Origin of the sequence: Streptomyces dioscori (assembly GCF_003024195.1) — a bacterium.
Lineage (GTDB): Bacteria > Actinomycetota > Actinomycetes > Streptomycetales > Streptomycetaceae > Streptomyces > Streptomyces dioscori.
Window position 1 is genome coordinate 189,585 of the sequence record NZ_KZ679039.1, and the last position, 21,517, is coordinate 211,101.

The following is a 21,517-nucleotide window of genomic DNA, read 5'->3' on the forward strand; positions in this document are numbered from 1 at the left end:
CCGGGGCGGCGAAGTGATCACGAGTTCGCAAAACATTCACCAGCCGTACAACCATTCGCCTCCGCCCTGAATCTGATCACCTGAGTCAACAGACTCTCGATCACTCGGGCCCCGACGTGGTGACCTACCGTCGGGGCCCCTTTCTCCATCAGGGGATTGCATGCGTATACGTGCCACCGTGGCCGCCGTCACCGGCGCCCTGGCTCTTTCCGCCTTCGCCGTGCCCGCCGCGCAGGCGGACGGTTCGGCGATCTCGCGCGAGGACACCGCGAAGGTGCTCGACGCCGCCCACGCCGCTGCCGCCAAGTCCGGCTCCCGTGCCGCCGCGGCGGCGGCCGACGCGCCGTACGCGCTCGACGTGAGCATCTCCAATGTGAAGATCAACAGTGGCAAGGCCATCGTGGCCGGCACCACCAAGCAGGTCACCGTCCCGACGACGTTCACGCTGACGCACGGCGCCGACGTCGACGTCACCGCCGCCGACTTCCTCGTCGACGTCGAGATCTACAAGGGTTCCTACGCGGAGCCGGACAACATCCTGTTCGGCGACACGTGGCCGACCTGCAGGGTGGTCACCACCACCACCGCCTCCTGCACGGGCACCATCGACGCGCGCCCGGGTGAGGGCGAGCTGTGGAACACCGACGCCGGTGCGTGGTCGGCGAACGCCTACGCGGTCGCCTTCAACGGCGAGGACCCGTCCTCCGCCGACTTCGACCTCACCAAGGTCGGCTACGCCGAGCAGGCCAAGGTCGGCAGCACGAAGCTGCAGCGGTACTCCAGGCTGACCGTGAACGCGTCGCCGGAGCCCGTGAAGAAGGGCAAGACCATCACGGTCACGGGTGCGCTGACGCGGGCGAACTGGGAGACGAACAAGTACGCGGGGTACACCGTGCAGTCGGTGAAGCTCCAGTTCAAGAAGAAGGGCACGTCCACGTACGTGGACGTCAAGACCGTCAAGTCCGGGACCAAGGGTGCGCTGAAGACCACGGTCAAGGCCGCGTCCGACGGGTACTTCCGGTACAACTTCGCGGGTACGTCGACCACTCCGGCGGTCAAGGCCGCGGGCGACTTCGTGGACGTGAAGTAACCTTCCGCTCCACTTCCGCGACACGGGGTCGTACGTCATCTGCGGCCACGTCGTGGCCGGCCGCGCAGTTCCCCGCGCCCCTAGGTACCTAGGGGCGCGGGGAACGGCGCAATCTTTTAGGGGCGCGGGGAACGGCGCGGCCAGCCCCCACCGACCCGCACCCTTTTCTCGGTCCCCGCGGCTAGACGGGAAAGCGGCGGTCCACCCACTTCCACACCAGTTCCAGCGTGGCAGCGCCCACCACCGCCACCCCCACCGCGGTCCACGGCATGGTGGCCCCCACCAGCTTCAGCGCGAAGAACGACTGCAGCCACGGCACCACCAGCACCAGCAGGAACCCGAGCCCCATCGCGGCCACGAGACCCACCCGCCACCACGTGTACGGCCGCGCCACGATCGCCAGTACCCACATCGACACCAGGAACAGCGTCAGCGTCGCCGCGCTGGTCTCCGCGTCCAGCGCCCCCTCACCGGTGTAGTGGTGCCGGGCGAGCAGATACGTCGTGAAGGTCGCCAGCCCCGCCACCACCCCGCCCGGGATCGAGTACCGCATCACCCGGCGGACGAAGTGCGGCCTGGCCCGCTCCTTGTTGGGCGCGAGTGCGAGGAAAAAAGCCGGCACCCCGATCGTCAGCGTCGACAGCAGCGTCAGGTGTCGCGGCAGGAACGGGTACTCCACCTGGCAGCACACCACCAGTACCGCCAGCAGTACCGAGTACACCGTCTTGACGAGGAACAGCGTGGCGACCCGCGTGATGTTCCCGATCACCCGGCGCCCCTCCGCGACCACCGAAGGCAGCGTCGCGAAGCTGTTGTTGAGCAGCACGATCTGGGCGACCGCCTTCGTGGCCTCGGACCCCGAGCCCATGGCGACACCGATGTCGGCGTCCTTGAGGGCGAGCACGTCGTTCACGCCGTCGCCGGTCATCGCCACGGTGTGCCCGCGCGACTGGAGCGCGCCCACCATGTCCCGCTTCTGCTGCGGCGTGACCCGCCCGAACACCGAGCCACGGTCCAGCGCCTCGGCCATCTCCTCCCGCTCGGTGGGCAGCCGGCGCGCGTCGACCGTGGCGGCGGCGCCGGGCAGACCGAGCTTGGCGGCGACCGCGCCGACGGACACGGCGTTGTCGCCGGAGATCACCTTGGCGCGTACGTCCTGCTCGTCGAAGTACCGCAGGGTGTCCGCCGCGTCGGGCCGCAGCCGCTGCTCCAGGACGACGAGCGCGGCGGGCCGTGCGCCCTCCTGGACCCGCGGGTCGTCGAGTTCCCGGACGGCACGGGCGAGCAGCAGGACCCGTAGCCCCTGCTCGTTGAGCTGTTCCGTCTCGGCGAGTACGGGGTCGGCGTCGGCGAGGAGCACGTCCGGGGCGCCCAGCAGCCACGTACTCGACTGGCCGTCACCGTCACCCTCCACGAACGAGGCTCCGCTGTACTTGCGCGCGGAGGAGAAGGGCAGCGCGCCCGCGCGGCGCCGGTCCCCGCTGTCCGGGTAGGCGTCGATGATCGCCTGGAGGGAGGCGTTCGGGCGGGGGTCGGACGCGCCGAAGGCACCCAGCACCTCGCGTACGTACGCCTCGTCGCCCTCCAGGTCGCCCAGGGGGCGCAGCTCGGTGACGTCCATGCCGCCCTCGGTGAGCGTGCCCGTCTTGTCGAGGCAGACCGTGTCGACGCGGGCGAGGCCCTCGATGGCCGGGAGTTCCTGCACGAGGCACTGTTTGCGGCCGAGCCGGACGACGCCTATGGCGAAGGCGACCGAGGTGAGCAGGACCAGGCCTTCGGGAACCATGGGCACGATGCCGCCGACGGCGCGCGCGATGGAGTCCTTGAAGTCGTTGTCCTTGCTGACGAGTTGCGTGATGGCGAGGCCGACGGCGGCCGGGATCAGCATCCAGGTCACGTACTTGAGGATCGTGGAGATACCGGTACGCAGTTCGGAGTGGACGAGGGTGAAACGGCTCGCCTCCTCGGCGAGTTGCGCCGCGTACGCCTCGCGGCCGACCTTCGTCGCGGTGAACGCGCCGCCGCCCGCGACCACGAAGCTGCCCGACATCACCTGGTCGCCGGGTTGTTTGACGACCGGGTCGGCCTCGCCGGTGAGCAGGGACTCGTCGATCTCCAGGCCGTCGGCCTCCGCGCACTCGCCGTCCACGACGATCTTGTCGCCGGGCCCGATCTCGATGAGATCGCCCAGCACGATCTCGGAGGTGCCGATGGGGGTGGCGGTGCCGTCCCTGCGGACGGTGGGGCGGGACTCGCCGATGACCGCGAGGGAGTCCAGGGTCTTCTTCGCGCGCAGTTCCTGGATGATGCCGATGCCGGTGTTCGCGAGGATCACATAGCCGAACAGGCTGTCCTGGAACGGGGCGACGACCAGCATGATCAGCCAGAGCACGCCGATGATGGCGTTGAACCGGGTGAAGACGTTGGCGCGGACGATGTCGGCGGTGGAGCGGCTGCTGCGTACGGGGACGTCGTTGACCTCGCCCCGGGCGACGCGGTCGGCGACCTCGGCGGCGGTCAGTCCCTTCGCGTTCGCGTTCGCGCCGGCGGGCAGCGGGACGGGGTGCACGGGGTCGAGTTCGGCGCCCGCGTCGATGTGCGTCATGTCTTCGACGGTACGGGGGGATATGCGGGTTCACCCGGTGAGTGCGGGGAGATCCGACCAGGGGAGGAGGCGGGGTGCTGCCGTGGTAGTAGGCGGGCGCGCCGCCGACGGGGGGGGCGCCCGCCTCACACCGCCCAAAGACTGCGCAGTTCCCCGCGCCCCTTGGGGGCCGGGGCGCAGCCCCGCTTTTAGGGGCGCGGGGAACTGCGCGGGGCACCCCCACCGGGCCGCACCCGATGTACGACCGGAAACGGCACCCCCTACGGGGCGGAGGCCCGTTTGATGGCGGCCTCTCGGCCCCGGACGTACCAGATGCCGATCAAGCCCAGCCCCGCCCCCGCCAGGCACGTCCACATCCACCACAGGTGCCCGTGGTCGTCGAGCCAGCCGTAGAACGGCAGCTGGACCAGGAAGAGGACGAACCAGAGGATCGCACCGCCCGTGACGGTGGCCACCACAGGCCCCTCCAGCGGTTCCGGTGCCTCGTGTGTCGGTGTCCACTTCGCCATGGGGACAGCTTACGAGGAGGGGGAGGGAGGACGGACGAGGGCAGCCGCCTCACCGATCTACGCGCGGAGATAGCGCCAAAGCCGTCATATGTTCATACTGAATCTGCCTGACCATGGCCACTTTTGCTCGTACGAAACTCCAAAAAGGTCCTCGATGCCCACCTCGGCCCCCGCCAAGGCTTCCGCGCCCGACGAGCCGGACCCCGCGTCCGCCCGCAGCGCCCTCGACCGCTACTTCAAGATCTCCGAGCGCGGCAGCACCCTGCCGCGCGAGATCCGCGGCGGTCTCGCCACCTTCTTCGCGATGGCCTACATCATCGTGCTGAACCCGATCATCCTGGGCAGCGCGAAGGACATGTACGGGCACCAGCTCGACAACGGCCAGCTGGTCACCGCGACCGCGCTGACCGCCGCGTTCACCACGCTCCTGATGGGTGTCATCGGCAACGTACCGATCGCCCTCGCGGCCGGCCTCGGTGTGAACACCGTCGTCGCGCTCCAGCTGGCGCCCCGGATGTCCTGGCCGGACGCGATGGGCATGGTGGTGCTCGCGGGTCTCGTGGTGATGCTGCTCGTCGCCACGGGCTTGCGCGAGCGCGTCATGAACGCCGTACCGCTCGGCCTGCGCAAGGGCATCGCGATCGGCATCGGCCTGTTCATCATGCTGATCGGCCTGGTCGACTCGGGCTTCGTCTCCCGTATCCCGGACGTCGCCCAGACGACCGTGCCGCTGCAGCTCGGCGGCACCGGCCATCTGAACGGCTGGCCCGTCCTGGTCTTCGTCCTCGGCACGCTCCTCACGCTCGCGCTGATCGTGCGCAAGGTGCCGGGCGCGATCCTCATCTCGATCGTCACGATGACGGTCGTCGCCGTGGTGATCAACGCCGTGGCCAAGGTGCCCTCGTGGGGCCTGACCACGCCGAAGTGGCCGGGCAACCCGGTCGCGACCCCCGACTTCGGGCTCGTCGGCGAGGTCAGCCTCTTCGGCGGTTTCGGCAAGGTCGGCGTGCTCACCGGCGTGCTGTTCGTCTTCACGGTCCTGCTGTCGTGCTTCTTCGACGCGATGGGCACGATCATGGGCATCGGCGACGAGGCGAAGCTGACCGACAAGGACGGCAACATGCCGGGCATCAGCAAGGTGCTCTTCGTCGACGGCATCGCGGTCGCCGCGGGCGGCGCGACCTCCTCCTCCGCGACCACCTGCTTCGTGGAGTCCACGGCGGGTGTCGGCGAGGGCGCGCGCACCGGCTTCGCGAACGTGGTCACCGGCGCGCTGTTCGCCGTCGCCCTCTTCCTCACCCCGATCGCCACGATGGTCCCGTCGCAGGCCGCCACCCCGGCGCTGCTCGCGGTCGGCTTCCTGATCCTGTCCGGCTCCATCCGGCAGATCGACTGGGCCGACCACACGATCGCGATCCCGGCGTTCGTGACGATGCTGATGATGCCGTTCACGTACTCGATCACGAACGGCATCGGCATGGGTTTCATCACGTTCGTCGTGCTGCGGCTGGCGGCCGGGCGCGGACGGGACGTGCCGGTCGCCATGTACGTGGTGTCGGCGGTCTTCGCCTTCTACTACCTGATGCCGGCGCTGGGCCTGACCTGACCTGACCTGACCGGGCCGCCGGGCCCGGGGCTCACGGAACCCCGTAGAACTTTTCCGTCTCCTCGACCGCGGTCCGGAACCGCTCGTCGAAGTCATCGCGAATGAGCGTCCGGACGACATAGTCCTGGACGCTCATTCCTCTTTTCGCCGCGTGCTGCCGGAGCCGGTCGAGCAGCTCCTCGTCTATCCGCAGGCTGAGCACTGTGGTCCCCATGGGTACGAGGGTCGCGGCCGAGGCGTGTCGTGTGTCACTTTCCGCGCCCGTCTCACTCGTTCGGGTGAAGTAGGGGTTGATGTGGGCGTGAGTGGCCGGGCTCACGGTCATTCGTGGGGTGGCGCGGTGGTCTTTAGCTAGAGTAATGAGTTATTCTAAAGAACATGCCTGACCTCACCCATGGCGACGATGTTGCCGCCGTGAACTCCCTGCGCTCCGCCGTGATGCGTCTGTCGCGCCGACTCAAGCACCAGCGGGTCGACGAGTCGCTGAGCCCGACCGAGATGTCGGTCCTGGGCACCCTCGCCCGCTGCGGCACGGCCACGCCGGGCGAACTCGCCCGCAAGGAGCACGTGCAGCCGCCCTCGATGACCCGCATCGTGGCGCTGCTGGAGGCGAAGGGCCTGGTCCGCCTCGAAGCGCACCCGGACGACCGCCGCCAGAAGGTCGTCACGCAGACCGAGCGCGCGGAAGCCATGCTCGCGGAGAGCCGCACGAAGCGGAACGCGTGGCTGGCCTCCCTCGTCGACGGCCTCGACGAGGACGAGTGGGCCAAGCTCCGCGAGGCCGCTCCCGTCCTGGAGAAGCTCGCGCATCTGTAGGCGGCAGCAAGCGCCCGTACCGGCAGCTGTCGGCACAGGCGCCGCGGCTGCGGGCCCCGGCAGACACCTGTGAGGCCACACGCACCACCAGCACCACCAGCACCTCAAGAACCACCAGCACGTCAAGAACCACCAGCACCACAAGAACCACCCGCACCACCACGCAAGGAGGCGAACGCCGTTGAGTACGGGACCCGGAGCAGACTCCGCCCCCGCACCTGCCGCCCACGACACCCCGCACGCCCCCAAGACCCGCTCCTCGATGTTCAGCTCGCTGAAGATCAGGAACTACCGGCTGTTCTTCACCGGCCAGGTCGTCTCGAACACCGGCACCTGGATGCAGCGCATCGCCCAGGACTGGCTGGTCCTCAGCCTCACCGGCTCGTCCGCCGCCGTCGGTTTCACCACGGCTCTGCAGTTCCTGCCGATGCTGCTCTTCGGCCTCTACGGCGGCGTCCTCGTCGACCGCCTGCCGAAGCGCCCCACGCTGCTCGCCACCCAGGCCGCGATGGGCCTCACCGGTATCGCCCTCGCCTTCCTGACCCTCACCGGACACGTCCAGGTCTGGCACGTCTACGTCGCCGCCTTCGCCGTCGGCCTCGCCACGGTGATCGACAACCCGGCCCGGCAGTCCTTCGTCGCCGAGATGGTCGGCCCCGGCCAGCTGCAGAACGCGGTCAGCCTCAATTCCGCCAACTTCCAGTCCGCCCGCCTGATCGGCCCCGCCGTCGCGGGCCTGCTGATCACCGGCGTGGGCACGGGCTGGGCGTTCCTGCTCAACGGCCTGTCCTTCGTCGCGCCCATCGCGGGCCTGCTCCTGATGCGCTCCAGCGAGCTGAACCAGGTCGAGCGCGCCCCGCGCGGCAAGGGCCAGCTCCGTGAGGGCCTTCGCTACGTCGCCGGCCGCCCCGAACTGATCTGGCCGATCGTCCTCGTCGGCTTCATCGGCACGTTCGGCTTCAACTTCCCCGTCTGGCTGTCGGCCTACGCCGACGACGTCTTCCACGGTGGCGCGGGCGCGTACAGCCTCTTCAACACGTTGATGGCCGTCGGTTCGGTCGCGGGCGCGCTGCTCGCCGCCCGGCGCGGCACGGCGCGGCTGCGTGTGCTGATCGCCGCGGCCGTCGCCTTCGGAGTGCTGGAGGTGGTGGCTTCGCTGGCCCCGTCGTACTGGCTCTTCGCCGCCCTCATGGTCCCCATCGGGATGGCCGGTCTGACCGTGAACGTCACGGCCAACACCGCCGTCCAGATGGGCACCGATCCGGCCATGCGCGGCCGTGTCATGGCGCTGTTCATGATGGTCTTCATGGGCGGTACGCCGCTGGGGGCGCCCGTGGTCGGCTGGATCACGGACGCGTACGGGCCCCGGGTGGGCTTCGCCATGGGCGGAGTCGTCTCGCTGCTCGCGGCGACGACCGTCGGTCTGGTCCTGGCGCGGGTGGGCGGCCTGCGTCTGTCGGTGGGCTGGCGCCACGGTCATCCGCGGGTGCGTTTCGTTCCGCGGGAGCGGGAGCTGGCTACGGCGGCGTAGCCCTCCCTTGTTGGATTCGGTCGGGTGGGCTCAGGTCCGCGGGTGTGGTGCGGGCCGGTGGGGGCCGGCCGCGCAGTTCCCCGCGCCCCTTGGGGACGGGGCTGCGCCCCTGTCCTCGGGGCCGCCGGTCGGAGTGTCGCCCTCGGGCCGGTGGGGGTTGAGCGCGCTGTTCCCCGCGCCCCTCAAGGGCGGGGCTGCGCCCCTGGCTCCGCCCCCTGGTCGTTGATGAAAGTGACTGTCTCTGTGAGTGGTGCGCGGCCCGTGCGGGGGGTGTGGACCGTGGTGTCCTCGTAGCCGATCGACATTCCGCAGAAGAGGAGGAGGTCGTCCGGGGGCGACAGGGTCTCCGCCACGCTTCGGTGGAACTTCGCCCACGCCATCTGCGTACAGCTGTGCAGGCCTTCCGCGCGGAGCAGCAGCATGGCGGTCTGCAGGTACATGCCGACGTCGGACCACTGGGCCGGGCCCAGGTCGCGGTCGATGTAGCAGAACAGGGCGGCGGGCGCGCCGAAGCAGTCCCAGTTCGCGGAGGCGGCCCGCTGGCGTGCCTCCACGTCCTCGCGCGGGATGCCGAGCGCGCCGTAACGCTGCTCGCCGAAGGCGGACCGGCGTTCCCGGTACGGGGACTTCAGCGCGGGCGGGTACTGCTCGTACTCCGGCTCGTCGAAGGGGTCGCCCAGGGCCAGGCGCTCACCGGCACGCTTCTTCAGCTCGGCCAGCGGCCCGCCCGTGAGGACGTAGGCGTGCCACGGCTGAAGGTTCGACGCGGACGGGGCCCAGGCCGCCGCGGACAGTACGCGCTCCAGTACCTCTCGGGGCACATGCCGGTCGGTGAACCCGCGTACGGCCCGCCGGCTCGTCACCGCCTCGTAGACATCCATGGTCGTCCGCCTCTCGACTGTGTCAGGTGCTCAGCGTCAACTCCGTTTCACTCACGACAGTATCATTCGATACGTTCTCGGATCCGACTGTTGTGGAGTGTGCGCGCTTCTGTGTCCGGTTCCGGCCCTGATGTGGCGTGTTTACGCGCCGTCGTGCGCCGACGCCTTCTCGTTCGCCTTCTCCTCGGGGTGGGCGAACCGGGTCAGCAGATCCATCAGCCGCTCGGACTCCCCGGGGCCGAGGTCCGTCACCAGGCGCGCGGACAGCGGCTCCGCCGAGACGTGGGCCGCGTCGAAGAGTTCGACACCCTGGGGCGTGATCTCCACCGCCCGGACCCGCCGGTCTCCCGGGACGGTTCGGCGGACGGCGAGTCCCTTGCGCTCCAGGTCGTCCACGACGCGCATGATCCCCGCCTTGTCCGAGCCCGTGGCCGCCACCAGGTCCCGCTGGACCGTGGGTCCGCGGTCGACCAGCACGATCAGCACGGCGAAGTGCCGCAACTCGATGCCGAGCGGCCGGAGCGCCTCCTCCATCACCGCCGCCGCGCGCCAGTGGGCCCGCCGCAGCAGCAGGCCGAGAGCGAAGGGCGAGGCGTCACCGGGGCGGTCGGTCACGCGCGCGGTGGTGTCGGGGGGAAGGTCGCTGGCCATGCGGTCACGGTACAGCGGTCGATCCGATCGATACGGTCTCGATCGAGAGGAGCTGTGGGTCTCCTCTGGCAGGGTGGCCGTATGAGACTCTTCGCCGCTGTGCTGCCGCCGGAGGACGTGACCGCCGAACTCGGCGTGGCGGTCGACGGGCTGCGGCGGTCGCCGGGAGCGGCCGAGCACGGGCTGCGGTGGACGACCCGGCCCAGCTGGCACTTCACGCTCGCGTTCTACGGAGAGGTCGACGAGGTGCTCGTACCGGAACTGTCGGTCCGGCTGGAGCGGTCGGCGCGGCGGACGGATCCGTTTCCGCTGTCCCTGCGGGGCGGGGGCCGTTTCGGGGACCGGGCGCTGTGGGCGGGCGCCGCGGGGGACGTACGGACCCTGCGGCTGCTCGCCGACCGGGCGGTGGCGGCGGGCCGCAGGGCGGGGGTGACGCATGAGGAGCACCGGGCCTACCGGCCGCACCTCACGCTGGCGCGCAGCAACCGTGAGTCGGCGGACCTCGCCCCGTACGTGTCCGCGCTGGACGGGTTCGAGGGGCGGGTCTGGACGGTGGGGGAACTGTGTCTGGTGCGGAGTCGGCTGCCGGTGTCGGGGGTGGCGGGGGAGCAGCCGCGGTACGAGGTGCTAGCGCGGTGGCCCCTCGGCGGGCCGCCGGGCGGGCCCCCTGGCGGACCCCGAGGCGGAGTGGCCTGAGGGCGGGCGGTTACGCTCGGTGCGTGGACCCGAAGACGCGGAACCGGATCATGGCCGGGGTGCTTGTGCTGATGTTCGTCGTGGTGGCTTTGGCGGCGGCCGTAGGTAGGTGACGACCGCCGCCTCGCCGTGGTGCGTTTCGTAGCGCGCGGCTGCGGGTGCGTCGTGGCTGGCCGCGCAGTTCGCCGCGCCCCTTCAGGGCGCCCCTGTCGGGGCGGCCCATCAAGGTGTCGGCTGCCCAGGTGGGGCTACCAGGCGAAGGCCTCCGGGGACGGGCCCGGGCCCGGGAAGATCTCGTCCAGGGCGGTGAGGACCTCGTCGCCCAGTTCGAGCTCGACGGCTCGGAGTGCGGACTCCAGTTGTTCGGCGGTGCGCGGGCCGACGATCGGGCCCGTGACGCCGGGGCGCGTCAGCAGCCAGGCCAGCGCCGCTTCGCCGGGCTCGATGCCGTGCTTGTCGAGCAGATCCTCGTACGACTGGACCCGCGCGCGGCCCGCGGGGTCGGCGAGGGTGTCGGCGGCCCGGCCGCTCGCCCGGCGCCCGCCCTGGACCTCCTTCTTGAGGACTCCGCCCAGCAGACCGCCCTGCAGGGGCGACCACGGGATGACGCCGAGCCCGTACTCCTGCGCGGCCGGGATGACCTCCATCTCGGCGCGGCGCTCGGCGAGGTTGTAGAGGCACTGCTCGCTGACGAGGCCGATGGTGCCGCCGCGGCGGGCGGCGATCTCGTTGGCCTGGGCGATCTTGTAGCCGGGGAAGTTGGAGGACCCGGCGTACAGGATCTTGCCCTGCTGGACCAGGACGTCGATCGCCTGCCAGATCTCCTCGAACGGGGTGTCGCGGTCGATGTGGTGGAACTGGTAGACGTCGATGTAGTCGGTGCCGAGCCGCTTGAGGCTGGCGTCCACCGCGCGCCGGATGTTGAGCGCGGAGAGCTTGTCGTGGTTGGGCCAGGCGTCGCCCTCGGCGGCCATGTTGCCGTACACCTTGGTGGCGAGCACGGTCCGGTCGCGGCGGCCGTCGCCCTGGGCGAACCAGGAGCCGACGATTTCCTCGGTACGGCCCTTGTTCGCGCCCCAGCCGTACACGTTGGCGGTGTCGAAGTAGTTGATGCCCGCGTCCAGCGCCGCGTCCATGATCGCGTGACTGTCGGCCTCGTCCGTCTGCGGACCGAAGTTCATGGTCCCGAGAACGAGCCGGCTGACCTTGAGTCCTGTGCGTCCCAGCTGCGTGTACTTCATGGTTCACAGCCAACGTGGTCGAGTGCGCTCTAGGCAACACCCCGCTCCGCAGCTCCGCGGCGAACGTCGGGGCGGGGGCCAGGGGGGCTAGTCGCCGAACTCGTCGAAGTCCATGTTCGCGATGGCCAGGTTGCAGTGCATCTCGTGCGGGGTTTCCAGGGCCGGTATGCGGTACGGCGCGGTGCGTTCCTCCGGGTCGGGGCTCACCGCGAGGAGGGTCGGCTCGGGGCCCTCCATGCTGGCGCGGTCGGCGAGGAAGACCACCGGCCATCCGCTCTCGGCGGCATCCTCCCCGTCCTCGTCCCCGCCCCCGTCGCTGTCCCTGTCCTCGGGTGCGGTGAGAGCGGCGAGGACGTCGGCGGGGGTCGCGTCCGCCCACGCCGGGTCGTCCACGCGGACGATCTCCTCCTTGGAACGGCCGTTGTCCTCGTCGTCCTCGTCGAAGACCCACGGCTTGTCCAGGGCGTCCAGCACCCGCTGCCAGGCGTCGTCGTCGCGGTAGTCGGTACGCACGAGCAGCATGGGCGGGTAGTCGGCGTCGGTCTTCGGCAGAACTCGCACGGATCGGCACTCTTTCCAACGGGCGGCGTCAGGAGCCGCGTTGACGGTGATCCGAAGCGTAGGGGGAGGGTCTGACAACGGGATCCGACCACGGGGTCCGACCACGGGGTCCGACAGCCGGGGCCGGGGCCGGGCAGGATGCCTCTGTGCTTCATCACCTACTGAGCGGGCTCGCCGCCAATCCGGCCCTGCCGTCCGAGCTGGTCGACCGGCTGATCTCCGTCGCGGACGACGACCTCGCCGACGACCTCGCCTGTCGCGCGGACCTCAGCCGTGCGCAGGCGCTCGCGCTGGCCGAGCGGGTCGAGGAGGGCGCGGTGCGGCTCGCGTACGAGGGCCGGTTGACCGCGGCCGACGTGGATCCGGCGGTTCGGCCGGACGCCGCCCTCGTTCTGCTCGACCAGGGCGCCGGCGTCAGCCATCCGGAGTGGGCGCGTCTTCTCGCCGCGGACCCGGATCATGAGCGCCGGGAGAAACTGGCGGCCTGCCCCGGCCTCCCGCCCGATGTGGTGGACGTCCTCGCGGCGGACCCGGACATACGGGTGGTCGCCGAGCTGGCCCTGTGGACGACGACCCCGGACGTCACCACGAGACTCGCGGCGCATCCGCACGCCGAGGTGCGCCGGACGGTGGCGGCCAACGAGGCGACCCCGCCCGCCACGCTTGCGGCCCTGCTCACGGGAGCAGGACAACCGGCCGCGCGCCACTGCCTGGTCTGCGACCGCGAGGAGATCCCCTTCGTCCACGATCCGCAGTGCTCTCGCCCCGACTGCGAGCTGTTGGCGGGGGCTTCCTGCGACGGCTCCCACGAGTCCACCGCCCACCGCACGTGGGAGGCGGCGCTCCGCAACCCCGCCACCCCGGTCGAGTCGGTCGCCGCTTTCGCGGACCACCCGTCGATGCTGCTGCGCTGGGCGCTCGCCACCCGCCAGGACCTGCCCCGGCAGGCGTACGTGCGGCTGGCCGCGGACCCGGCTCCCGGTATCCGCGCGGACATCGCGGAGAATCCCGCGCTCGACGAGGCTCTGATCCGGGTGATGGCCGACGACCGCGACCCGGCGGTGCGCCGCGCGCTCGCGCACCATCCGCGCGTACCCCTCGACGTACTCACTCAGCTGGCCGGAACCGCCAAGGCGGGCAACACCCTGCTGCCCCGCATCGCCGCCGCCTCACTGGCCGAGCTGCGGTGGCTGGCTGCGTCACCGGACCCGGTCGCCCGCATGCTCGTGGCCCACCGGCGGGATCTGCCGCCCGCTATACGCGACCAGCTGGCCGACGACCCGGACGCGAAGGTGGTCAAGGCCGTGGCTCCCCACCCCGGCCTCACCGAGGCGCAGTTGCGCGCCATGGTCGTACGCCACGGTGTACGGGTCCTGGCCAAGGTGGCGACCAATCCGGACGCGACCCCGGCCCTGCTGGACGAACTGACCCGGCACGAACCACCGGTGCAGAAGGCGTTCCGCGAGATCGCCCGGCATTCCGCGGCGCCCGCCTCCGCGCTGCTCGCCTGCCTGGCGGACCGGCAGGCCCGACCGATAGCAGCCGCTCACCCGGCTCTCCCGCCACCGGTCATCACGGAACTGCTCACGGACACGGACTGGCAGGTGGCGGAAGCGGCGGCGTCGAATCCGGCTCTGCCGCTTGCCGCGATGTCGGATCTGGCGTGGCATCGGGACTGACGACCCGCCGGTCCGGACGGTCCACAACACCTTTGTACGGGGTTGCATGCGAAGGGTGAGGGCTGTGCGGGGGCGGTCTGGGGTATGGCGGTCTCCAGGCAGATGAGGAGAGTGGTGTGGAGCCGGTAGAACTCCGTCGGGCCATCGCGGCAGGGCGAGCGACCGCTTCCGAGCTGGGTTTACGGGTCGACGAGGTGATCGTCGTCCACGACTCGGACCGTGTGGCCCTGCGCCTGACCGGCTGCGATGTGCTGGCCCGGGTCGCGCCTCTGGGGCATCTGGCCGATTCCGAGTTCGAGGTGGAGGTCGCACGGCGTCTCGTCGACGTCGACGCGCCGGTGGCCGAACTCGATCCTCGGGTCGAACCGCGTGTCCACCTGCGTGACGACTTCGCCATCTCGCTCTGGGCCTACTACGAACCGGTGGGCCCGGAGATCGCCCCGGCCGACTACGCGGACGCGTTCGCACGGCACCATGCCGCTCTGCGCCGGATCGATCTGGCCGCCGCCGCACCGCACTTCACCGACCGGGTCGCCGTGGCGTCGAGGGAGGTGGACGACCGGAGCCGGTCCCCTGAACTGTCCGACACCGACCGCGAACTCCTCAGCACCACCCTGAGCGGACTGAGCGCCGCGATCGGCGTCGGCAGCGCCGGCGAGCAGTTGCTGCACGGCGAACCCCATCCGGGAAATCTCCTGAACACGAGGAGGGGGCCGTTGTTCGTCGACCTCGGCACGTGTTGCCGGGGGCCGGTCGAGTTCGACCTCGCTCATGCGCCTGAGGAAGTGGGACGGCTTTATGCGGGCGCCGACCCCGACCTCGTGCACCGGTGCCGCGCCCTCAACTGGGCGCTGTTCTCGGCGTGGCGCTGGCGCCGGGACGACGGGGTGCCCGACCGGGACCACTGGAGAGCGGAAGGGCTCGAACGGGTTCGTACCGCGCTCGATCAGTGCGGGCTGGGCTGATCGCTTCCGTACGTGGCCGCGTACGGGAGGAAGGCGGACCATGTCGCCGGGGCGATGGTGAGGGTGGGGGCGTTGGGGGTTTTGGAGTCGCGGATGTGGATCGTGGGGAGGGAGGTGGTCTGGGGTATGGCTATCTCCAGGCATTCGCCGCCCTGGCTGCCGCTGTAGCTGCTCTTGAACCACTTGAGGTCCGTGTTCATAGTGCGTCTGCCACTCGTTCGATCAACTTCGTCGACTCCTCGGGGCTGAGTGCCTGAGCTCGCAGAATGCCATACTGCGCGAAAAGGTCCCCCAGGTTGGGCTGTTGGTCCACAAAGTAGCCACCGCCCGGGCCCTCGACGTATGCGAGTCGGTCGCGCTCGGCGGTCTCCACCAGGATCATCGGACCGTTCAGCCCGGCGTGGACCTCGCGGTTGTGGGGCATCACCTGGATCCCGACGTTGCGCTGTTGCCCGAGTTCAAGCATGTGGCTCAGCTGTTCTTTGAGGGTCGCGGGGCCGCCCAGAGGTCGCGTCAGTGTGTGCTCCTCCAGTACGAAGTCGACGAGCGGTGCGGGCTTGCGCTGCAGGACTTTCTGACGTTCGAGGCGGGCCGACACTCGGGCCTCGACCTCGTCGTCCTCCAACGGCGGGCAGTGGCAGTTGAAGATCGCGCGTGCGTATCCCTCCGCCTGGAGCATCCCGGGAACCACATGGTTCGCGTACATGCTGATGGCGGCGGCCTTCGCTTCCAACTCGGCGTAGTCCTCGAACCATGTGGGGAAGCGACTGGTCTGCAACTGCTTGCCCGCCGTGAGAAGTGCACCTTGTGCACCTAGTGCCTCATCCGCGATCGCGACGAGTCGTCCCTTGGGAGGCCGTTCGCCTCGCTCCACCATTGCCACTTGGGACTTGGAATAGCCGACCTGCCCACCCAACCCCTCCTGCGTCATCCCGGCCCGTTCGCGGAAGAACCGCAGCAACGAGCCGAACATCTCCAGGTTGCTGGAGCTCTGTTCACTGGTGTGCACAACGACCTCCCCAAGTGCACAGACGTGCACGGACTCCACGTAACCCTGGTCACAGTATGTGAGCGGCCGTAAGCATTTGCTCCATGAACTCGGAAACCGCACCGGGCAGGGTGCACCCCTGGATCCCGGCCTCCGGCCACGGCCTTCGTCATGCCGGTATCCACTTCGACGCCGTACGCATCGCGGGCGTACTCGCAGAACAAGTGGCGTACGAACTCATCCAGTTCACGGACTTCCAGGCGGGGCCGATCGTCCGTGGGTCAACAGGATGCCGGTACATGTACTTCCTGTTGCCCCCGCAAAGCGCCACCGCCCACCGCTGGCCAAGCGGCGTGCGGGCGTTGGGCCGGGACGCGCGGGGCTGGGCGTACGTGGGGGTGCCCGCGTTGGGCGGGCTGACCTGGCCGTTGGACTGGCGGTCGGAGCCGACGCCCGAAGTGCCGTTCGTGGAGGCGGGGTTGCTGGCGGAGGTCGTGAGCCGTGTGATCAGTCATGTACCGTGATCGCGACATCACACTCCGTGTGCACCCGCATGCGGAGCGGTCCTCGGAGGTGCTACCAACACCACCCGAGGACCTTCACTGCCAGTGGAAGACCAAGGTCCACCAGAAATGCTCCGTCATGCTATCGCGCCGATCCGGCGCTACACGAAGGCTTCGCACGACGTCGTACGGCACTCGCGGCTCAACAGCGACGCGAAGATCCTGCTGCTGTACGTGCAGGGACTGCCCGAGGGCGCGGACCCCAGGCCGCTCAGCGAACACGCGGGCAGGCTGGGCATGAAGGGCCGGGCGTACCAGAGGGCCAAGCAACTCCTCGCCGAGTGCGGCTACTTGCACGAGTGGCGTGAGCAGGGCGCGCGGGGCCGCTGGGTCACGGAACAACTCCTCGCCAACGTCACCCTCACGCGTGAAGAGGCGACCGGGGCGCGCGCGGGGGAGGCGGTGGCCGTCGCGCCACCGGTGCCACCGAGTGAGCGCCCACCGACGGTCGGCGGACCGGGGGAACGGACGGTCGGTGACTCTCCCCCAAAAGAAGAAGAACAAGAAGAGAAGAACCTTCCCCACCCCCCACCCGAAGACCACACCGGAGGTCAGACGCCGCCCGATCTCGCCGAGGCGGAAGGCGTGTTGCTGTCCCTGCGGTACGTGAACAGGGACCTGCTCCTGGGCGTCCGCGAGGCCCGGCTGCTGGCCGCCTCGGCAGCGGAGTGGCTGCGCAGAGGCGTCTCGGCGGCCGACCTGCGCCGCGCCCTGACGACGGGCCTACCGGCGGACGGCATCCGCTCGGCGGTCGGCTTCCTGCGCCACCGGCTGGTGCAAAAACTCCCGGCGGCGAGAGCGGTCGGGGCCGTCGCTCCCGCCCCGCAGCCGGAGCGGCCCGCCACCCCGCCCCGCCGGGACCTCGTAACCTGCCCGGGCCCAGGCGCCGAACACGTCTTCCGCCCCCGATCCGACGAAACCCACTGCCTCCGCTGCCGAACGGCCACCGCGTACGAGGCGACACTCCAGTCACGTTCGCTGTCGCTTTCCGAACGGTGGCGGACGCGTGTACAGGAATGCGTCTCCGGTGGGTAGCGCGTCATACGCTGCTGCCGCAGCGGAGAAGGCGGCCTCGAAGAGGAGCAGGGACATGGCGGCATGGAGCGACATCCTTCAGGAGGCGCGTGAGGCCGTGGGCTTCGGAGGACAGGTGGTTCCGCGCAACCTTGAGGGGATCCGCGCTGCCGTCCGCCCCGATCGGCTGCCGGACCTCGACGCCGAACTGGCGACCCTCTCCGAAGGTTCCGCCTTCGAGGCGTTCCTCGACCACTGGTGGACGCAGGCGCTCGTCGACGCCGCCCCGGACGTCGACGCCCAGGCTCTCGCGATCGACTTCGCCGACCTCGCGACGGCGCTGCGAGCGAAGTCGACCCACGGCGGCACCCTTACACAGGCCGAGGTCGAGGACATGCTGAGAGGCAAGGCCTCGTGAGGCTCACGATCATCTGGGAGCCGGCTGCGGCGGCCGGCCTACGACGCCTCAAGTCGCGCGACGGAGAAGCGATCAAACCCCTGGTCCAGGCGATCAACGCTCTCGCCCTCCAGCCCGAGCCACCCGAGAGCAGCAAGCTGGGCGGCACTGACCTGAGACGGCTGCGGGTGGGCGCGTACCGGGTCACGTACGAGATCGATGGCACACGAGTGGCGATCAAGGTGCTGATGGTGGGGCGCACGCAGGTCTGACCGGCTCGCTCGGCGACTCACAACAGCGCTGTTGGGCACGGGCGTTGGTTGTCAAGCGGCTTCGGCAGATGTCAGTGGCATGGGCCATGATGTGCGCCACGGATTCAGTCGGGGGGCGTCTGGTGAGGACCCGTGCTTTCAGGTGGGCAGTGTCGGTGCTCGTGGGCCTGCTGTGTGGGCTCATTGCGCCGGAGGCAGCTCGGGCGGCCGAGCCGGCGCGGGGCGATGCCTGTGAGAGTGCCCGGCTAGCCAAGGCGCGGGTCAGCACCTCGGTGGAGTTTCAGCACGATGACCGGACGTACACCAAGGTCGTCACCAGGCTGACGGTCGATGTGCCGCCGAGTTGGCCCCTGGCGCAGGATCTGCTGCTCAGCGAGGACAGCCGTCGGTACATCAAGGCCATGGCCTGCCTCACCAGGAGTGAGCAGAAGAAGCAGCAGCGGCACTGGGCGGAGTGGCGGGTCGGCAACCCCGTGGTGGTGTCGAAGGGCGGGCGCGTCAAGGTCGTCGACAAGGCGCACTCATGGGTCGACGAATACCGGTCCGAAATCGAGGTCGGCGTGTGGAGCGTACGAACCGGCGCCGAGCGGTGGTTCGTACGACTTCAGGCGCCGCCCGCTCTCGCCGGTGCGCGGTGGGAGCGGATCACGGTTGACCCGGGGAAGCCGGGAGCCGAGTTGGTGAAACCGAAGTCCTACGCGGGACAGGGAGCCACAGCTCTCGTGTGGCGGTTCGAAGCCATGCGACAGCAGAAGAGGGCGACGGAGAAGACGGCAGGGGAGGTGACGGAGAAGGCGAAAGAGTCGACGGTGCCGTCTGTGACCGTGTGGCTCCGGCCCTCCTGGCAGCGTTCCTGGGCCGCGCAGAACGGTCGGCTGATCGCCTTGGGGATGAGCACGGTCGGCACGTGGCTCTGGACGATCGTGGTCGCCGTCCTGTTGTTGGCCGCGGCCCGGAGCTATGGAGCGCGTTCCGCCGTACCGACCAGCCGACAGCGGGGTACTCGGCGCAATCTGATCGCGTGGGCCTGGTGCGTCGTAGCCGTTGACGTGATGACATTCGCGGACGACCTGATCAACCCATACGTGCAGCGCAGGAGCGACAACCGGTGGCTCGACGAGTGGATCCTCCATGGGCACGGCTTCGCCCTGGTGATCGTCCTGCTGCTGCTGGCCTTCGCCAGACCGCCGCACCGCATCTGGTCGGCGGCGGGGCTGCTGGCCCTTCTGCCGCTCGCGGAGATGAAATGGCCCGAACGCTTCGATCTGCGTCCGTTGCGCGTTGCCCCGATGGACTACGTCCATACCGCCTCGGACAAGGCGCTCGCCGCGCAGACGGCTTCCGCGTGCTGTGTCATGGCGGTGACCCTGCTCGCCTTCGCCGCCGCTGCCTGGCGGCTCGCCACCGACGGACAACTGCTTCCGGAGAGCCGCCAGAACCCCGGCACGGACCGGGTCCTGCGGCTGCGTATCGCCTTGCCGGCTGTTCTGGGGGCGACCGTGGTCATCGCTGTGTGCGCCGCGCTGGCGCACGAGCGCAGCTGGCAGCGCGCCTCCTGGTTGAGCGACCCGGTGGACGCCGCCTACGGCAACGACCACCGGATCAATCTGCTCTGGGACGCGATGTGGTCCGTTTCCAACGGGCAGGACTGGATCGTCGGCTACACGTACTTGCTGACCGCAGTGGCCGTACTGGCCGCACTGCGTGCCTGGCACATCTCCTCCGCCCTGTCGCCGGTGGACAGGCAGGGCGACCGGGCCGAGCGTCTGCTGTTCCTCACCTTCTTCCCTGTCGGGGTGGGGCTGGGCGGTGGCTTGCCCCTGGGCGTCACCCTTCCCACAAGCGTGTGGATACCCCTGCACATGCTCGCTCTCTACTGGGCGGTCACCCTCTTCGCCCGCCGCTCAGTCCTGGCGCAGCCCCTCGTCAAGTCCGACCGCCCGCTCGCCGTGGTCCTGGGGCCCGGCGTTCGCGCTGAACTGCTGGCCAGGGCCCGCACGTATCGCGAGACCCATGCCGCTCTGCGCCGTCTCGACCAAGGGCTCTTCGGCGACCAGCCTCCCGTACGAGAGACGGAGGAAAGGAACCTGAGCGATCTGCATCAGTGGCCCGCGGGCGGCGTGCTGACCGCCCCCGACCGGCTGCCGCCGAAGGTGTCCGTGGTGGACGCGGCTCTGGCGCTGGGGCCGCGTGACACCTGGTGGGCCAACGGCAGCAGGGCTGCCCGCCTGGCACTGATACCCGGGCTGCCGGCCGCCGCCCTCACCACCTGGGTGTGGACGGTCCGGGGGGAAGCGTGGGAGTCCACCCTTTCCGATCAGTTCGGATTCCCGGGCATGGTGCTCGTCTTCGTGTACTGGATGGTCACTTGGGCTGGGGCCGGGTTCGTGCTGGGGGCGTTGTGGCGGGTGCTCCCGGGGCGGCGCGGAGCGGTGAAAGCGATCCCGGTCACGCTCGCGTTCGCGCTGCCTGCCGGGCTCGATGCCCTGCTCTCCTGGTTCACCGGTGAAAGCGTCAGCAACCTCGCTCTGCACGTCTCGGCGATGCTGTTTGTCCTCACGGTCACCGGAATCGCGTTCGACCTCGACACGTTCCAGGGCGAACGACGCTACTGGCAGAGCCGTCTCGGGCTGCTGCTGTCGGTCTACCAGATGCGCTACTACTCGCTGCAGGTCGCCTATCTGGTCGCCCAGATCATCGCCATGATCAGCATCTGGCAGTTCTTCGCGGAACCTGCAGTGACACCGGAGCCCCCGGAGGGCAAGTGAGCGAGGTCGGATCCCGCCAGCCGGATCCCGCCGGGTCCACTACGGTCCGCCGCCGAAGGCGCGGCGCATGATGCCGTAGCTCAGTCCCGGGGGAACTCGTCCGTCTTCAGCGTGAGGTCGACGATCGTGTTCGTCATGTCGAGGTCCGCGCCGAAGGTGACGGAGAGTTCCGTGTGGTACTCCCCGTCCTTGGGCTGGGTGTAGAGGTGGCACTTGCCCTGGTACGGATCGACGATGAGGTAGACGGGTACGTCGGCGACGGCGTACGCGGTCTTCTTGGGGCCGTAGTCGTTGGGGGCGGTGCCTCGGGAGATGACCTCGGCGACGAACTCGACATCTTGATAGAGCCAATGGCCTGTCGAGTCCTCCTCCGCCCCTTCGCGCAGTTTCACCACATCGGGGCAGAAGCCGTTCCCATGACCGGGGAAGTCGATCCGCACGTCGGACAGTGCCTCGACATCCATGCCGAACCTGTCCTCCAGAGCCCTGGTGATTCTCCGGATGATGTGCCAATGAACGCTTCGCTGCGGCGTCATGAAGACGTCACCCCCGACGATCTCAACCTTGATTCCCTCGGGGACGGGCATCCGCTCAAGCCGCGCGAACCACTGGTCCAGGTGCTCGATGTTCTTGTCAGCCATCTCGATCCTGTCTTCCAGGATGGTCATCGTGGCGCTCCTCCCC

22 protein-coding genes are annotated in these 21,517 nt (G+C 69.6%); 12 read left to right on the top strand and 10 right to left on the bottom strand.

Going from position 1 to position 21,517, the window contains the following annotated elements:
- The first annotated feature begins 160 nt into the window (after positions 1-160).
- Positions 161-1,090: a hypothetical protein gene (locus C6Y14_RS05495; protein ID WP_107015358.1), complete on the top strand. Its 930-nt coding sequence runs from the start codon at positions 161-163 to the stop codon at positions 1,088-1,090.
- 181 nt (positions 1,091-1,271) lie between these two features.
- Here C6Y14_RS05495 and C6Y14_RS05500 read toward each other — a convergent pair whose 3' ends face one another.
- Together C6Y14_RS05500 and C6Y14_RS05505 are read right to left on the bottom strand one after the other, a co-directional pair.
- Positions 1,272-3,695 carry an HAD-IC family P-type ATPase gene (locus C6Y14_RS05500; protein ID WP_107015359.1) on the bottom strand — a complete coding sequence of 808 codons (2,424 nt, stop codon included), beginning with the start codon at positions 3,693-3,695 and terminating at the stop codon, positions 1,272-1,274.
- A gap of 260 nt (positions 3,696-3,955) precedes the next feature.
- Positions 3,956-4,204, bottom strand: coding sequence for a DUF2530 domain-containing protein (locus C6Y14_RS05505; RefSeq protein ID WP_107015360.1), 249 nt, complete (start codon positions 4,202-4,204; stop codon positions 3,956-3,958).
- Positions 4,205-4,358: 154 nt separating this feature from the next.
- Here C6Y14_RS05505 and C6Y14_RS05510 point away from each other — a divergent pair, with 154 nt between their 5' ends.
- On the top strand, positions 4,359-5,810 hold the full coding sequence (locus C6Y14_RS05510) for an NCS2 family permease (protein ID WP_107015361.1): 1,452 nt from the start codon (positions 4,359-4,361) through the stop codon (positions 5,808-5,810).
- Positions 5,811-5,841: 31 nt separating this feature from the next.
- Here the strand turns inward: C6Y14_RS05510 and C6Y14_RS05515 are convergent, their stop codons facing one another.
- Positions 5,842-6,024 (bottom strand): ribbon-helix-helix protein, CopG family, encoded by a 183-nt coding sequence (locus C6Y14_RS05515; RefSeq protein ID WP_107015813.1) that lies wholly within the window; start codon positions 6,022-6,024, stop codon positions 5,842-5,844.
- A gap of 164 nt (positions 6,025-6,188) precedes the next feature.
- On the opposite strand from C6Y14_RS05515, the gene C6Y14_RS05520 reads away from it, so the two are divergent.
- Together C6Y14_RS05520 and C6Y14_RS05525 are read left to right on the top strand one after the other, a co-directional pair.
- Positions 6,189-6,626 carry a MarR family winged helix-turn-helix transcriptional regulator gene (locus tag C6Y14_RS05520; protein ID WP_107015362.1) on the top strand — a complete coding sequence of 146 codons (438 nt, stop codon included), beginning with the start codon at positions 6,189-6,191 and terminating at the stop codon, positions 6,624-6,626.
- Between the two features lie 181 nt (positions 6,627-6,807).
- Entirely contained in the window at positions 6,808-8,157 is a 1,350-nt protein-coding gene (locus tag C6Y14_RS05525; protein WP_404828719.1) for an MFS transporter, read from the top strand.
- A gap of 182 nt (positions 8,158-8,339) precedes the next feature.
- On the opposite strand, the gene C6Y14_RS05530 is transcribed toward C6Y14_RS05525, so the two are convergent.
- Positions 8,340-9,038 (bottom strand): nitroreductase, encoded by a 699-nt coding sequence (locus C6Y14_RS05530; RefSeq protein ID WP_107015363.1) that lies wholly within the window; start codon positions 9,036-9,038, stop codon positions 8,340-8,342.
- 141 nt (positions 9,039-9,179) lie between these two features.
- On the bottom strand, positions 9,180-9,689 hold the full coding sequence (locus C6Y14_RS05535; RefSeq protein ID WP_107015364.1) for a MarR family winged helix-turn-helix transcriptional regulator: 510 nt from the start codon (positions 9,687-9,689) through the stop codon (positions 9,180-9,182).
- Between the two features lie 81 nt (positions 9,690-9,770).
- Here C6Y14_RS05535 and thpR point away from each other — a divergent pair, with 81 nt between their 5' ends.
- The gene (gene thpR, locus C6Y14_RS05540; RefSeq protein ID WP_107015365.1) at positions 9,771-10,385 is read left to right on the top strand and encodes an RNA 2',3'-cyclic phosphodiesterase; all 615 of its coding nucleotides are present in this window, start codon (positions 9,771-9,773) and stop codon (positions 10,383-10,385) included.
- A gap of 248 nt (positions 10,386-10,633) precedes the next feature.
- Here the strand turns inward: thpR and C6Y14_RS05545 are convergent, their stop codons facing one another.
- A complete protein-coding gene (locus C6Y14_RS05545) occupies positions 10,634-11,626 on the bottom strand; it encodes an aldo/keto reductase (RefSeq protein ID WP_107015366.1) in 993 nt (330 codons plus the stop codon).
- A gap of 87 nt (positions 11,627-11,713) precedes the next feature.
- On the bottom strand, positions 11,714-12,187 hold the full coding sequence (locus tag C6Y14_RS05550; RefSeq protein WP_107015367.1) for a DUF6924 domain-containing protein: 474 nt from the start codon (positions 12,185-12,187) through the stop codon (positions 11,714-11,716).
- A gap of 146 nt (positions 12,188-12,333) precedes the next feature.
- Here C6Y14_RS05550 and C6Y14_RS05555 point away from each other — a divergent pair, with 146 nt between their 5' ends.
- Both C6Y14_RS05555 and C6Y14_RS05560 read left to right on the top strand, forming a co-directional pair.
- Positions 12,334-13,866, top strand: a complete 1,533-nt coding sequence (locus tag C6Y14_RS05555) for a hypothetical protein (RefSeq protein WP_107015368.1) — start codon at positions 12,334-12,336, stop codon at positions 13,864-13,866.
- A 116-nt stretch (positions 13,867-13,982) separates the two neighbouring features.
- The gene (locus tag C6Y14_RS05560) at positions 13,983-14,831 is read left to right on the top strand and encodes a phosphotransferase (protein WP_107015369.1); all 849 of its coding nucleotides are present in this window, start codon (positions 13,983-13,985) and stop codon (positions 14,829-14,831) included.
- Here C6Y14_RS05560 and C6Y14_RS05565 read toward each other — a convergent pair.
- Together C6Y14_RS05565 and C6Y14_RS05570 are read right to left on the bottom strand one after the other, a co-directional pair.
- A complete protein-coding gene (locus C6Y14_RS05565) occupies positions 14,813-15,031 on the bottom strand; it encodes a DUF397 domain-containing protein (RefSeq protein ID WP_107015370.1) in 219 nt (72 codons plus the stop codon). The genes C6Y14_RS05560 and C6Y14_RS05565 overlap by 19 nt on opposite strands.
- A complete protein-coding gene (locus tag C6Y14_RS05570; protein ID WP_225890919.1) occupies positions 15,028-15,840 on the bottom strand; it encodes a helix-turn-helix domain-containing protein in 813 nt (270 codons plus the stop codon). Before C6Y14_RS05570 ends, C6Y14_RS05565 begins: the two co-directional genes overlap by 4 nt.
- A gap of 83 nt (positions 15,841-15,923) precedes the next feature.
- Between C6Y14_RS05570 and C6Y14_RS05575 the strand changes: the two genes are divergently transcribed.
- The 5 genes from C6Y14_RS05575 to C6Y14_RS05595 all read left to right on the top strand — a co-directional run bounded on the left by C6Y14_RS05575 (position 15,924) and on the right by C6Y14_RS05595 (position 20,833).
- Complete coding sequence (locus C6Y14_RS05575) at positions 15,924-16,343, top strand: hypothetical protein (RefSeq protein WP_199854641.1); 420 nt, start codon at positions 15,924-15,926, stop codon at positions 16,341-16,343.
- Positions 16,344-16,451: 108 nt separating this feature from the next.
- The gene (locus C6Y14_RS05580; RefSeq protein WP_107015372.1) at positions 16,452-17,417 is read left to right on the top strand and encodes a hypothetical protein; all 966 of its coding nucleotides are present in this window, start codon (positions 16,452-16,454) and stop codon (positions 17,415-17,417) included.
- 55 nt (positions 17,418-17,472) lie between these two features.
- Positions 17,473-17,814 carry a hypothetical protein gene (locus tag C6Y14_RS05585; RefSeq protein WP_107015373.1) on the top strand — a complete coding sequence of 114 codons (342 nt, stop codon included), beginning with the start codon at positions 17,473-17,475 and terminating at the stop codon, positions 17,812-17,814.
- Positions 17,811-18,065 (top strand): type II toxin-antitoxin system RelE family toxin, encoded by a 255-nt coding sequence (locus C6Y14_RS05590; RefSeq protein ID WP_107015374.1) that lies wholly within the window; start codon positions 17,811-17,813, stop codon positions 18,063-18,065. The genes C6Y14_RS05585 and C6Y14_RS05590 overlap by 4 nt, the downstream gene beginning before the upstream one ends.
- Before the next feature lie 89 nt (positions 18,066-18,154).
- Positions 18,155-20,833: a DUF6185 family protein gene (locus tag C6Y14_RS05595; protein ID WP_225890956.1), complete on the top strand. Its 2,679-nt coding sequence runs from the start codon at positions 18,155-18,157 to the stop codon at positions 20,831-20,833.
- A gap of 80 nt (positions 20,834-20,913) precedes the next feature.
- On the opposite strand, the gene C6Y14_RS05600 is transcribed toward C6Y14_RS05595, so the two are convergent.
- Positions 20,914-21,501, bottom strand: a complete 588-nt coding sequence (locus tag C6Y14_RS05600; RefSeq protein WP_107015376.1) for a Uma2 family endonuclease — start codon at positions 21,499-21,501, stop codon at positions 20,914-20,916.
- Positions 21,502-21,517 lie beyond the last annotated feature (16 nt).